This is a genomic window from Acinetobacter sp. DSM 11652, assembly GCF_900109815.1.
Lineage (GTDB): Bacteria > Pseudomonadota > Gammaproteobacteria > Pseudomonadales > Moraxellaceae > Acinetobacter.
In genome coordinates, this window is sequence record NZ_FOBK01000013.1 from 66,824 (window position 1) to 80,829 (window position 14,006).

At 39.3% G+C, this 14,006-nt stretch carries 14 protein-coding genes; 7 read left to right on the plus strand and 7 right to left on the minus strand.

The genetic code is table 11. The annotated features are described in order from the left end of the window. Window positions 1-5: 5 nt before the first annotated feature. From BMW42_RS12490 to BMW42_RS12510, 5 genes are read left to right on the plus strand one after another with little or no spacing between them, the layout of a single operon-like run. On the plus strand, window positions 6-794 hold the full coding sequence (locus tag BMW42_RS12490) for a DUF1365 domain-containing protein (RefSeq protein ID WP_035269389.1): 789 nt from the start codon (window positions 6-8) through the stop codon (window positions 792-794). 1 nt (window position 795) lies between these two features. Next, on the plus strand, window positions 796-1,992 hold the full coding sequence (locus tag BMW42_RS12495) for an SAM-dependent methyltransferase (protein ID WP_092768266.1): 1,197 nt from the start codon (window positions 796-798) through the stop codon (window positions 1,990-1,992). A 20-nt stretch (window positions 1,993-2,012) separates the two neighbouring features. Continuing rightward, entirely contained in the window at window positions 2,013-2,792 is a 780-nt protein-coding gene (locus BMW42_RS12500; RefSeq protein WP_035269401.1) for a DUF1295 domain-containing protein, read from the plus strand. A gap of 8 nt (window positions 2,793-2,800) precedes the next feature. Continuing rightward, the gene (locus BMW42_RS12505) at window positions 2,801-3,850 is read left to right on the plus strand and encodes an SAM-dependent methyltransferase (protein WP_035269406.1); all 1,050 of its coding nucleotides are present in this window, start codon (window positions 2,801-2,803) and stop codon (window positions 3,848-3,850) included. Window positions 3,851-3,894: 44 nt separating this feature from the next. Next, a complete protein-coding gene (locus tag BMW42_RS12510; RefSeq protein WP_035269429.1) occupies window positions 3,895-5,238 on the plus strand; it encodes a sensor histidine kinase in 1,344 nt (447 codons plus the stop codon). A 68-nt stretch (window positions 5,239-5,306) separates the two neighbouring features. Here BMW42_RS12510 and BMW42_RS12515 read toward each other — a convergent pair whose 3' ends face one another. The 6 genes from BMW42_RS12515 to BMW42_RS12540 form a co-directional block, all read right to left on the minus strand. Beyond that, window positions 5,307-5,990, minus strand: coding sequence for a response regulator transcription factor (locus BMW42_RS12515; protein WP_092768268.1), 684 nt, complete (start codon window positions 5,988-5,990; stop codon window positions 5,307-5,309). 10 nt (window positions 5,991-6,000) lie between these two features. Then, window positions 6,001-6,501 carry a chalcone isomerase family protein gene (locus tag BMW42_RS12520; RefSeq protein ID WP_092768270.1) on the minus strand — a complete coding sequence of 167 codons (501 nt, stop codon included), beginning with the start codon at window positions 6,499-6,501 and terminating at the stop codon, window positions 6,001-6,003. Continuing rightward, window positions 6,471-7,049 (minus strand): nuclear transport factor 2 family protein, encoded by a 579-nt coding sequence (locus tag BMW42_RS12525; protein WP_171260728.1) that lies wholly within the window; start codon window positions 7,047-7,049, stop codon window positions 6,471-6,473. The genes BMW42_RS12520 and BMW42_RS12525 overlap by 31 nt, the downstream gene beginning before the upstream one ends. Window positions 7,050-7,189: 140 nt before the next feature. Then, window positions 7,190-8,455, minus strand: coding sequence for an OprD family outer membrane porin (locus tag BMW42_RS12530; protein ID WP_092768274.1), 1,266 nt, complete (start codon window positions 8,453-8,455; stop codon window positions 7,190-7,192). 64 nt (window positions 8,456-8,519) lie between these two features. Continuing rightward, window positions 8,520-9,866: an MFS transporter gene (locus BMW42_RS12535; RefSeq protein ID WP_035269629.1), complete on the minus strand. Its 1,347-nt coding sequence runs from the start codon at window positions 9,864-9,866 to the stop codon at window positions 8,520-8,522. A gap of 365 nt (window positions 9,867-10,231) precedes the next feature. Continuing rightward, window positions 10,232-11,041: an IclR family transcriptional regulator domain-containing protein gene (locus tag BMW42_RS12540; protein ID WP_035269632.1), complete on the minus strand. Its 810-nt coding sequence runs from the start codon at window positions 11,039-11,041 to the stop codon at window positions 10,232-10,234. Between the two features lie 155 nt (window positions 11,042-11,196). Here BMW42_RS12540 and pobA point away from each other — a divergent pair, with 155 nt between their 5' ends. Next, window positions 11,197-12,387, plus strand: coding sequence for a 4-hydroxybenzoate 3-monooxygenase (gene pobA / locus BMW42_RS12545; RefSeq protein ID WP_035269635.1), 1,191 nt, complete (start codon window positions 11,197-11,199; stop codon window positions 12,385-12,387). 77 nt (window positions 12,388-12,464) lie between these two features. Here the strand turns inward: pobA and pcaU are convergent, their stop codons facing one another. After that, complete coding sequence (pcaU, locus tag BMW42_RS12550; RefSeq protein WP_035269636.1) at window positions 12,465-13,289, minus strand: IclR family transcriptional regulator PcaU; 825 nt, start codon at window positions 13,287-13,289, stop codon at window positions 12,465-12,467. A 272-nt stretch (window positions 13,290-13,561) separates the two neighbouring features. On the opposite strand from pcaU, the gene BMW42_RS12555 reads away from it, so the two are divergent. Then, the coding region (locus BMW42_RS12555; RefSeq protein WP_143047417.1) for a 3-oxoacid CoA-transferase subunit A at window positions 13,562-14,006 on the plus strand (445 nt) is incomplete at its 3' end.

The window sequence follows — 14,006 nt, forward strand, 5'->3', positions numbered from 1 at the left end:
TACTTATGCAGCTGTATCCACTTGCAATTGCAGTTGCTGACATTCGTCATCGCCGTTACTTGCCTAAGCCTTATGCTTTTCAGAGTCAGCTGACGTATTTGTGGTTTGATCCAGAACAGCTCGAACACTTCGCGCAAACTTCGATACTTTGGTCAACGAAAAAATGGAACTTTCTGAGCCTAGATTCTGATGACTTCTTGGCAAACTATCAAGGCACGATTCGAGAGAAGGTTCTGCATGTGTTGGAAGAGCATACTTTAGAAGAGCCGACGGAGCTCGCTGAAATTCGGGTGTTGGCTTTGCCGCGCACGCTTGGCTTCAGATTTAATTCGGTGGTTTTTTATTTTCTATTTAATGCCCAGCAAAAATTACAGTTCATTCTCAGTGAAATCACCAATACACCCTGGTTAGAAAGACAGGTATATGTTCACGATTGTCGCACCGGGGGGGAGCAGCATTCCGAATATACGAGCTTCCACTTCCAGTTCGACAAAGCTTTTCACGTGTCACCCTTCATGCCAATGGATCTGAAGTATCAATGGACGTTTAGTTTGGCTGAAAAACAAAATTATGTGCTTATGCAATTGTTTAAAGAGGAAAAATTACAATTCGATGCATCAATGCGTTTTGAGTTAACTCCCATCACACTTCCTTCACAACTTCATCGCTATGCTGTTTTTAAACTATTTGAGCCGATCAAGATGGTTGCAGGTATTTATTATCATGCCTTTAAGCTTTGGATAAATAGAGTTCCATTTTATCGGCATCCCAATAAAACGAAGGATAAGCTGTGATATGAAATCATTGTTAATGGGAGAGCAATCTTCACTACCGCTGGTATTACGTCATTTACTGAAATTAAAACACGGCCAAATTCATTTTAAAGGGATTTGGGAGGGTTCAGTCGGTGAGGTGAGTGATCTAGACGCAGTGATTGAGGTCCATGATGCAAAGTTGATGGATCTACTTTTTCGTCAGGGGGTTCTTGGTGCAGCTGAAGGTTTCATTCAAGGATATTGGACGACACCAGATTTAGTGAAGATTGTACGAATTCTTGCGAGAAATCGCGATATTTTAGATCGTATGAACCAAAGTGCCTTAGCAAAGGCGAGTCAACTCTTGCTCAAAACTTGGTATGCATCGCGTAAAAACTCATTGGAAGGTAGTCGCAAAAATATTGCTGAGCATTATGATTTAAGTAATGACTTTTTTAAGTTATTTCTTGATCCGAGCATGATGTACTCCAGCGCGGTATTCAAAGATCAATCTATGACTTTGGAACAAGCATCCGATTATAAAAAAGAAATCATATGCCAAAAATTGAAACTTCAACCGATGGATCATTTGGTTGAAATTGGCAGTGGATGGGGTGGTTTTGCGATCTATGCTGCGCAAAACTATGGTTGTAAAGTGACTACTATTACCATTTCTCAAGCTCAATATGACGAAGCTAAAGCTAGAATTGACGCTGCGGGTCTGTCTCATCGTGTTGAAATTAAATTAAAAGATTATCGTTTACTTGAAGGTAAATTCGATAAATTGGTTTCAATTGAAATGATTGAAGCCGTTGGTGCTCAATATCTATCGACATATTTTGAAAAGTGTAGACAGCTGTTAAAACCTAATGGTTTGGCGCTTATTCAAGCCATCACCATTGAAGATGCGCGATATGAAAAGGCATTGAGTACGGTCGATTACATCAAAAGATACATTTTCCCAGGTAGTTTTATTCCTTGTATCAGCGTGATGACCAACGTTGCATCAGAACAAAAATTACGTCTAAAGCATCTTGAAGATATTGGTTTAAGTTATGCACAAACGATTCACTGCTGGCGTGAACGTTTTCTACAACAGCGTGAGCAAGTTTTAGCACTGGGCTTTGATGAAAACTTTATTCGCATGTGGGATTTTTATTTATGTTATTGCGAAGGAGGTTTTCTCGAAGGCGTCATTAGTGATGTGCATTTATTGTTTGAAGCAAGTCCATACTAAATCAGTGAGAGGACATCTCGATGTTGCTCAATTTATTTGTGATGAATGTTTTCCTGATGCTTTGTGCATGGATTTGGGTGACATTTAATCATCGTGCAGGTTTGGTCGATGTCATTTGGAGCTTTGGAATAGCTTTAAATGTCCTCATCGCAGCAAATGTAATGAATGAAGCCCCTACATCTGTTCGCATTTTTCTAGCGATCGCGAGTGGTCTTTGGTTTCTCCGTTTAGCATGGCATTTATTCAGAAGATATATCCGAGAAGATGCTGAGGACACGCGTTATGCCAATATGCGCCGTGCGATGGGAGACTTTCAACATTTAGGTTTTCTTCTCTTTTTTCTATTTCAGGCTGGGTTGATCTCCTTATTCTCATATCCAATGATCAAATTGCTCAGTATACCTGCGATGCAGTGGAGTAACTCGACAGAACTGCTGCTGCTGATTTCAGGATTAATCATGCTGGTTGCATTTATTGGTGAGGCACTCGCAGATCATCAGTTGTATCAATTTAAATTGAACCCGAATAATCGTGGCAAAACGATGGATCAAGGGTTATGGAAATATTCACGCCATCCGAATTACTTTTTTGAATGGATACATTGGTTTGCTTATCCAATCTTAGGTATAGCGGCGGGAACGCCTTGGTTGTGGATCTATCCGGTGTTGATGTGGCTCTTTTTGTACTACATCACGGGTATTCCATTTAGTGAACAGCAAGCGCTCAAAAATCGTGGTGCAAACTACAAGATGTACCAACAAAAAACATCAATGTTTCTTCCTTGGCCACCGAAAAAGTAGGTAATTACATGGATTCAATCGTTCAACAATCGTTAAAACTCATTGAAAGTGGCAAAGTTCCAGATCAAGTGATTCGTCTTGGTATCCAAGCACTTTGCAAAAAACGTCTTGAGCAAGAAGGTCGTTTTGACGCTGTATTCGCTTCACAGCGTTATATGGATGTATTAAGAGACTTGAAAAAAAGTGAAATCGCGATTGATACAGACAAGGCAAATGAACAACATTATGAATTGCCTACAGCATTCTTTCAGGCCGTGTTGGGCAAGCGTTTAAAGTACAGTGCCAGTTTATTCCATGATGCTAAAACCAGTTTAGATCAAGCTGAGGAAAATGCCCTGCAGGTCTACTGTGAACGTGCGCAATTACAAGATGGTCAGGACATCTTAGAAATAGGCTGTGGTTGGGGATCACTCAGTTTGTATATGGCAGAGCATTATCCAAATGCCAACATTACGGTAGTATCAAACTCCAATACTCAACGTCTTCACATTCAACAACAAGCCAAAGAAAAGCAATTTAACAATTTGACAGTCATCACCTGTGATGTAAATCAACTCGAGTTGGAGCAAAACTCTTTTGATCGTGTTGTATCCGTTGAAATGTTTGAGCATGTTCGAAACTATCAGCGATTATTTGCCAATATTAGCCAATGGCTCAAAGCAGATGGTTTATTGTGGTGTCATATTTTCTGCCATCGATTTATTCACTATCCATTTGAAGTTAAAAATGATTATGACTGGATGTCTAAATATTTTTTTACAGGCGGTTTAATGCCTGCTGTTTCGACTTTCCTGCACTTTCAGGATCATTTACAGTTAGAAAACCAATGGCAATGGTCTGGACAACAGTATGAACATACAGCCAATGCATGGTTAAATAATATGGACCAAAAAAAGGACTTACTTAAACCACTATTTAAGCAAACTTATGGTCAAGATGCGGAAATCTGGTGGCAACGTTGGAGAATCTTTTTCATGGCTTGTGCAGAACTGTTTGGTTATGACAAAGGTCGTGAGTGGGTGATTGGCCATTATTTGTTTAAGAAGCGAGCTGTTTGAAGTTCAAACTAAGCTTAGCGATAAGGTGAAGAGGGTACATGTCCATGATGAGGCTATTTAGGGATAAACGCGATCATCCTTTGGGTGAGGTGTTTAACCGCTATTATTGGCTACAAATTGGTCTTATTGCCTTGTCTATTGTGATTGGGATTGGTTGCAGTGCTTGGGTCATTAAAGGAACATTGCTGACCACAGCGCTCGAACAGGAGATGGAGCATTACTGGCAGCGTATGGAGCGTAATCCAGAAGCTGCTTTACCCGACACTAAAAATTTATATGGATATCGTTGGTCCGATGACGAGTTAGCCCCCTCTGAATTTCGTAATTTAAAACTCCAATCGGGTGTACATCGACACTATATCGATGGTAAAGACCGGATGACGGTTTATGGGACACGCAATGGTGAACACGTTTTTTTAGTGTTTGGTGAAAGTAATGTTAATAAGCTTATTTGGCTGTTTGGTTTAGCGCCACTCATGGTCAGCTTATTTTTGCTATACAGTGTGCTGTGGTGGTGGAATCGCCGTGCACGCCGCTATTTTTCGCCCATCACACGCTTAGCCAATGCACTCGAACATATCGATTGGGAACATCAGAATAATCGAGCATCACCATTTAAAGAAATTAAAACAGATTCTAATTTGGAGGCTGAATATCTCAAGCAAGCACTTGAAAAATATCATCAAGTTTTAAGCGAATTCATTCAGCGTGAAAGAGAGTTTACTGGCGATGTTAGTCATGAACTTCGAACACCGCTCACAATATTGAAGGGAAATGTACAACTTTGTCAGGCCCGTTATGGTGATAACAAATCTTTTACTCGATTGCAAAACACAATCGAAGATATGCAGTTATTGGTCGATACACTTTTGGCGATTGCTCGAAATACCACAAGCAATTTACAAAGTGAAAAAACACGCTTATCAGAACTGCTTCAAGATGTTGTAAGTGACTTGAATAGTGTCAGTTTGGCAAAAGGAATGAGTATCGATTTAAACATCGAAGTTAATGAGGTCAAACGTCATTTATATCCATCGATGACAAAAATGGTGTTTAGCAATATTTTAAGAAATGCATTGAATTACTCTCAAGGTACAAGCATTAATGTCATTCTCGAAAAAAATAAAGTGTTGGTCGCAGATAATGGTATCGGGATTGATTTACCGAATAACTCTAAGGTGCAAGAACTAACGAATCAGCAGCTGCAACTCGATATCAAAGGTCATGGTATCGGGCTACAACTGGTTCAAAAATTATGTAAACAACTTGGCTGGAGAGTAGAGTTATTTGATCGTGAATACTATTTGATGACTCATCCAAAAGTTGACTTGTCACTCAGTTCAGGACTGATTGTGGTCGTTTACTTGAATGATCAGCCTCCAAAATAGTGTATTTGGAGGAATTTGATCTGAAGTGCGAATTCAGTAGTAACTAGTTTTTTCAGTAGTAACTAGTTTTATTCAACTGCGATCTTTAGACCTACCCCTGAAACGGTGTGTATTAATTTTTGTTCAAACGGCTTATCGACCATTTTTCTTAAATTATAGATATGGCTTCTGAGTGCATCGCTTTCTGGTTCTTCATCCCCCCATAACTCAAGCATGATCTCCTGTTTAGTGAGCACTTTAGGTGAGTTTCGCATAAGTAATTTTAAAAGTTTGAATTGAATAGGTGGCAGTTCGATCATTTGACCTGCACGAGTGATTTGCTGTAAAGCAGGGTCTAATGTGAGATCGTGAATTTTGATTTGGCTGTTAGATACTTCTCCTAATGAGCGTTTGATCAGTGCACGAACACGATAAACCAATTCATTAAAATCAAATGGTTTGACTAAATAATCATCTGTACCTGCTCGGAAACCTTTTAATTTATCATCCAAAGTATCACGAGCAGTCAGCATCAGTACCGGGAGGTCGAGTCCTTGTTCGTTGCGAAGCCATTCACACAGGTCATACCCTGTACCGTCAGGTAAATTAATATCTAACAGTAGAATATGATAAGGATGTTGCTTGAGCAGTTGACGTGCCACATCCAAATTACGCGCATGATCAACCACAAAATTATGCTCTTCTAAAAATTCACATAATGTTGAAGCAAGTTCGTAATGATCTTCGACCATTAAAATAAAATGTTTAGTCATGTCGACACGATTAGTCCAATAATTGCTTTTTTAAAGTATCACTAAATGGAGACGAACCCAGCCAAATTTTAAAATAATCATTGGCATTCATGTATTGAATTTTACCCAAAATTTTTTGATTTAGACTCAAAGTTAAAGTCTGGGTCGAATGGGTATAGCTTAGACTGTAAATATCACCAGATCGAACCGGTTGATACAATTGTGTGATCTGGTCAAGCTGTTTTAACGTATTGGCTTGTTTGACATTTCGTTTGAGAAAGTGCGTTGCAGCCTTTTTAAAAGCCCATTCTGGAATATTTTGAGTATAAGCAAAGTCCATGCGAATATCTTGATTCTTCCAAGTGCTTTGACAATTTTGAGCGAAATAAGTTGCTTTACCGACATTTTTTTGTCCGACTTTGAGGTCTCCTTGACCACACTCACGCACACTTTGTGCATGCGCGAGTGGTAATAAGAATAGACTCAAAGCAGAGAGGGTGATTATTGCGATTTTTTGAAAGGTAATAACCATGCGTATAACCCTCCAGCATATGGTAGTGAGCGAAATAAGCCATCAGCTGGGTCCCAAAAGTCTTGCTGGAACACAATTTTGTCTTGCTCATTGAGTTTTATTTCACTAATTCCATGTGATTCCATGCTTCGAGTCGTGCCGAAGATTTTAAAATCATATGCCATACGCCAATGCACATAGGCTGAGTCGTCAAAATGTGATGTGTTTAGCAATTTGACTGAAACATTACTGACACGGTTATTCATACCTTTGAAATGTTCGACTAGATTTTCACGCTTACTAAATTGTGAAAGTGTGTCATTGATATATAAACTGTCAGCATACAGATTGCTTGCTCGGTTAGTGAATTCAGGTGTACCTAAAGTATTGAATGCACTGGTAAAACGAACCCCTATATCTTGAGCTTTGGCAGGCGTCATGGTGATGCCTTGAACTGTCGATCGTGCTTGAGCATAATCATCAGAGTAACTTGGGATGCTTGCACAGCCTGATAAAAAGAGTAGAGGAAGGCTCAATGTCGCAGCCACAATTTTTTTGACGTGTTTCATGATCTCAATCCACTAATTTATTCTTATTTTTTAATCTACTGGCAATCTTGTGAAATGGATGTGAAATTAAAATATGAGCTGTGATCGATGAAAGGTATTTGTGTTAAAGGGAGTTCCGTTGAACTCCCTTTAACTTTGTTTTATTTAAATTTCCAAGTGTAATCAATGTTGACACGCATTTCGTCATCCGACTTAAATGCCATACCTACTGGTGGGATATCGTTACGGTAGCGACTATAACGTGTACGAATATTTAAACCTTCGAGTTTACCCGTTGGAACACGATAGCTGAGCTCGAAATCAAGAGCATCTTGTTCAAACGTCTGATTGTCGGTGTTACGAATTTCAATATCATCGCCTTTACTATAACGAGTCATAAACTTTAGACCTTTCAATGAAGTGTCTTTAAAGTCATAGTCATAGCGTGCGTGATAGACTTTTTCATTAATGTTGGTGAAATCAGCACTCATACTATCTAAGAACACTGCTGGCTCTGAACCCGCTAAGGTCGGAAGAGCTGTATCACCAAAAGACTGCATATAGCCCAAACTGAAAGTATGATTGTTACGGTTAAGCCCAAAAATACCGCTCAAATGTTGATTTTCAATATGTCCTGCACGAGCTTGACCTGAGTCTTCACTCACAAACATGCGTACATCCCCTAATAAATGCCCAATACCTATATCATGTTTGCTTTTTGCACCAATGAAATTTTGGTGATAAACATCATGAAGGTTGGCATGAAAGAGTTGCGCACTAATTTGATCGTTAAATTTATATTCAGCACCAAGCATGTGTAAGCCAGATGATTCGGCAGCAGTCTTAAATCGATTATTAGGATTGCCAACTTTAATTTTTTCATAATCTGTTGAATCACGTTGATTCACACGATCCACATACAGTGCATGAATTTTCAAATTATCCACTTCATTGATTTGAAGATGTGTACCTCGATAATTTTGCTGGAATAAACGAGCTGGTGAAGAGAACAAAACAGGGAACATTGGTGCGAGTGTACCCCCATGTAAAGTCGATTTGCCCACTTTCGCTTTTGCCGTCCAGCGAATTTCTCCATACTGATCAGCTTTACCTGATGGACTGCTTGGTAGTAATCCCGAAGCTGCATAATCGTCGGCATCACTGCCTAAAAGATTAAAACCGGCCAGTGCCATAATGTCTAAACCTAGTCCTACGGTACCTGGTGTATAGCCTGAATTAGCTTTAAAGATAAAACCTTGAGCCCAGTCTTTCTGATCTTTACCTGATTCATCTTGTGTATATGCGCGATCAAAATAAAAATTACGAGCTGTTAGATTGACTGATGAGTCGTCTATAAAAGAATTAGCTTGCGTTGTTGATAGAAATCCAGACGCAATTACCCCTAAAAAGATTGCAGAAAATCTCATTATTGTCCCTATATGAAAAGTGGAGCTAGACGTCTTGTCTAGCTCTAAAGTATTAAAAAAATGATTATGCAGATGTTGGTTGTTGGAAATGCAATTGTGCAGTTTCTTTATTTTTGAGTTTTGAAATGCTTAATACCATGATAATGGCTGCAACGAATGCCAACGCATAATAACCGTAAAGTACAAGTGATGAGATACCACTATCGAGGAAAGCACCTGCTACCAGTGGAGACAAAATACCGCCTACACGACCAAAACCAATCGCATAACCAACACCAGTCGCACGAACATCAGCATCATAGATTGCAGGAGACATCGCATATAGACCTGCGACACATCCGTTTGACATCATGCCAAGGAATAAAGCGAGAATGAATGCGATCATGAGTGAACCAGTACTGTTCACAAATAACCAGATCAAGATTGCAGTTAAGGCAAGGAAAGCCGCTTGAACATAGTAAATACGGATACGTGAACTAATCAGACCTAACAGCGCAGCACCAAACATACCGCCAGCACTAATCAGGACACCTGCTGTTACACCTTGTTCAGTGGTCATCCCATTTGCAGATAAGATTTTTGGTGTCCAACTCATGACGAAGTAGAAACCAAACATAACGAAGAAGAAGCTAAACCAGATACAAATCGTTTGAAGTGCCAATTTAGCGCTGAACAAACGTGCCAAACCACTCTTTGCTTGTTCGCTGGTCATAGTGACCGTAGGAAGTTGCTGTAATGGGGTAATATTGATTTTCTTTGCTAAAACATTAATACGTTCTAGAGCATTTTTTGGCTGTTTAACCAAAAGGTAATCAAGTGATTCTGGTAAGGTGAAATAAGACACGACCAACATGAATAAAGTCGCTAAACCACCTGTTAAGAAGACTGCACGCCATCCGAAATTGCTGATAAGTGCAATTGCAATAATCCCACCAACGGTTGCACCAATCGCGTAACCTGTACATTGTAAGCTGACTGCGAGACTTCTCCAACGCAGAGATGCGTACTCACTTGCAATAACATTACTACTTGCGAGAATACCGCCGATGCCTAAACCAGTCACAAAACGCATCATGCCAAGTTGCATTGCAGTCTGAGCAAATGATGCTGCAACCATACTTACTCCAGAGATAAGTAGGCAAAGTAAGATGAGTGGGCGGCGACCGATTTTATCAGCCCAAGGTGCAAGAAATAGTGAGCCAGCACCCATACCAAATAAGCCAGCACTCAATAGTGCACCAAGTTCAGCGCCAGTCAGTCCCCACTCGGCAGAAACAGATGCAGCAGTAAAGGCCATGACAAGAACGTCAAAGCCATCAATAACATTTAATAAAATACAGATACCGATAACAAACCACTGAAACCCATTCATGGTCTTGTTATTCATTTCCTCACGCGGGTTCTGAACCATTTACTTTCTCCATGGAATAAGACCTCATTGAAAAGCACTACGTGTGGCATGTGATTACATGTCATAAACGTAGGCAGACTTCAGAAGTCATCCTAGTAATGTTTAAGGTGTTCATCGCAGTCAGAACCCGTCCATATTCTGGTATTGATGAAATAATCAACACGTCTGCAATGTGCATGAATTTAGCATTATTGGATCCAAATTCAAGCAAAAAAATATTAACTTAGATATATTTTAGATTAAATGGATCCATATTTGCGAAGAAGTACTTGAAAAATATACTAAAGTACTAGGGATTAAAAAAATGAACGCCTCAGTTAAAGAAAGGAAAAAAATCTTAAAAGTTCATTCGAATCTTCCGAATTTTATAAAATAGCGCGCAAATCATGAGCTACTTGTTTAAGCTGGGGCAAAATATTTTGGATTAAATATGTTTCTGTAATTCTGTGGCTGGATCCGATACAGTTGAGTGCGGCTACAGTATTACCTTGCATGTTGAGAATAGGGACAGCTAAAGCAATAATTCCCAATTCATGTTCTTCTGTAGAAATGCAATAGTCTTGTTTTTGAACAGTTGCAATAGTGTTTATAAACTTTTGATGATCTATGATGGTAAAAGGCGTTAATCTCTTGAGTGGATATTGTGCAAGCCATTGATTAAGTTCATCATGGCTCAATCTTGAGAGTAGTATTTTACCTGTAGAGGTGGCGTAGGCTGGAAGGCGATTACCTAAATGAATACCCAACGGACTCATTTTAGATGATTCGTTCTGTTGAGGAACACTTTTCGCAACAGGTACGACTTCATGTTCATCGAGTACCGTGACTGAATAGCTCAGTGCAGTTTTGATACTGAGTAAATTCAGCATAGGTTGAGCGACTTTTGGTAAATATGCAGAGCTTAGATAAGCACTTGAAAAGCGTAAAACTTTGTAGGTGAGCCAATAAAAATGTTCATCTGTGTCTAAATAACCTAAAAACTTTAAAGTTCTTAAATATCGTCGTGCTGCGCTGCGACTCAATCCTGTACGTTCAGCAATTTGGGTGACATTTAATTTTTGACGTTCAACACCAAAGCACTCTAATAGATTCAAACCTTTAGCAAGGCCTGCAATATAATCATCATATTGAATTACTTCTTTATTTTTAGCATTTGAAATCAATTCATTGCGCATGATATTGCTCTGATTTACACCCTTGAATTCTGATATCTTGTCCGATGATCGGTCATTTGTCACTAAATTCGGTCGTATTTAGGGCTAAAGTCTAGTACCTCAGTTGGAATTTCATTAGGTTTTACAAAAGGAAAAAAATTGAGGGTGTTTGCAATATGGAAATTTTAAAAACCAAAGTCGCGATTATTGGTTCAGGTCCAGCAGGTTTATTACTCGGTCAACTGCTATATAAAGCTGGCATTGATCATATTTTAATTGAACAGCGTAGTGCTGAATATGTTGCCAGTCGTATCCGTGCTGGGATTTTAGAGCAAGTTTCAGTAGATTTATTGACTGAAGCTGGTGTAGATCAGCAACTGCGTGAAAAAGGGTTACCTCATCAGGGTATTGAAATTCTAACCAATGGTGAAAAGCACCGTGTTGATTTAACGCAGTTGACGGGTGGTAAACAAGTTACGGTATATGGCCAAACTGAAGTCACCAAAGATTTAATGCAGGCTCGCACAGCAGCTCAACTCACTTCATACTACGAATCAGCTAACGTTCAAGTACATGATTTCTACGGTCAACCAAGTGTTACTTTTGAGCATAATGGTCAGCAAGTTAAAGTTGAATGTGATTTTATCGCTGGTTGTGATGGTTACCATGGCGTGTGCCGTGCCAGTGTGCCAGAAGACAAAATTAAAACTTTTGAGAAAGTCTATCCATTTGGCTGGTTGGGGGTATTGGCAGATGTACCTCCTGTTGCGGATGAACTAATTTATGTGCAATCTGATCGTGGATTTGCATTATGCAGTATGCGTTCTAACACGAGAAGTCGCTATTATCTACAAGTACCGTTAACGGATAAAGTTGAAAATTGGTCAGATGAGCAATTTTGGGAAGAGTTAAAAAATCGTCTAGATCCTGAAAGCCGTGAAAAGCTTGTGACTGGTCCATCAATTGAGAAGAGTATTGCGCCATTACGTAGTTTTGTCACTGAACCAATGCGTTTTGGTAAAATGTTCTTGGCGGGTGATGCTGCTCATATTGTACCGCCAACAGGAGCTAAAGGTTTAAACCTCGCTGCATCTGATATTGCGTATCTTTCTCAAGCTCTCATTGAATATTATCAAACGGGTTCTGAGCAGGGGATTGAGCAGTATTCTGAAAATTGCTTAAAACGTGTATGGAAAGCAGAGCGTTTCTCTTGGTGGATGACTCATTTATTACATCGTTTTGAGACAGAAACCGAATTCGAGCATAAAATCAAACAAGCTGAATTAAGTTATATTCTTGGTTCAGAAGCAGGGCAAACTACGCTTGCTGAAAACTATGTTGGACTACCACTCCAAAAAGCGAGTTAATCCTCTACGTTAAGCTTAATCCATTGGCTATTTTTTAGCGCACACCAAATTGCTCCACAATTTGGTGTGTTTTTTTATTAAACAAATTGTCTAAATTCAATCGAGGTTTGCTGTAATAAGGGCAGAATATACTGAATTAAATATTCCTTACTGGTTTTACCTGTCGGTGACACAATGTTCAATGCTGCGATAACATCAGCACGATGATTGTGAATAGGTACCGCCAAAGCATGTACGCCTAACTCATGTTCTTCAGCTGAGTAACAATATTCATCAGCTCTAACTTCTGCTAATAATTTTATAAATTTCTCATTATCGGTATACGTATATTTGGTGAGTGCTTTGAGGGGATATTTTTCCAACCATTCTTCTTGTGCTTCCTTGGATAAATAACTTAATAAAATTTTCCCTGCAGATGTGGCATGAGCAGGTAGTCGGTTACCTAAATGTAATCCATAAGGATTAACACGATCAGTCTGTTGATGCGCTGCACTACGTGCAATCGTAATAGCTTCGTAGCCATCTAATACCATCACGGAATAAATGAGAGAGGTTTGCTGAGTAAGTAAATTCAACAATGGCTGAGCAATTTTAGGCAGCTGTGCACCACTTAAATATGCACCTGAAAATTTTAAAACTTTAGGTGTTAAATAATAGTAATGACCATCAAACTCTAAATAACCTAAATATTCTAAAGTCATTAAATGTCGCCTTGCAGCGGCTCGAGTCAACCCTGTTTTTTCTGCAGCCATGGTCACATTTAAACGGTGACGGTCATTTGCAAAACAATCCAAGATAGCAAGTCCTTTGCTGATACCTGCAATAAAGTCTTCATGACGAATCCACTTTTTATTATCTGGATTTTGAAGTTGTCTGTTCCTTGAGTCTGATTCTGTAGACACAGCATTTTCCTTGCTATTTTAAAAATTGAATTATTGATGCTGATTTAGAATCTTGAGCAATATACTCAAGATATTGTTCGATCATCGAACAAAAAATCTGTAAATCGTACAAAAACCTTTTTTCAAGGTAGCTCAAGCTTTGTAATTTATCAAGAATGGAATGACGGAATCCAAGCGATTTAGTTGCATATTTCAATCTCCGTCCAGATTGAAATTGCGCTAATCGTGGATTCCCCAAATATTAAAATATGTTGTACAGAGGGAGTTGTTGGATGATCGATAAATCGTCACAGTCTTTAGTTGAAGCTTTATCCCAAATTAAAGACGGTTCAACCATTATGATTGGTGGGTTTGGTACCGCAGGTCAGCCTGCTGAACTCATCGATGGCTTAATTGAACTCGGTATTAAAGACTTAGTGATCGTCAACAACAACGCAGGTAATGGTGATTACGGCTTGGCTAAACTGTTACAAGCAGGCGCTGTACGTAAAATCATCTGTTCTTTTCCTCGTCAGTCTGACTCTTATGTCTTCGATGAACTCTACCGTGCAGGCAAAATCGAGTTAGAACTTGTACCGCAAGGCAACTTGGCTTGCCGTATTCAAGCGGCGGGTATGGGCTTAGGTCCAATCTACACACCAACAGGTTTTGGTACTTTGCTCGCTGAAGGCAAACCAACCATGAATTATGAAGGTAAAGACTACGTTTTAGAAAATC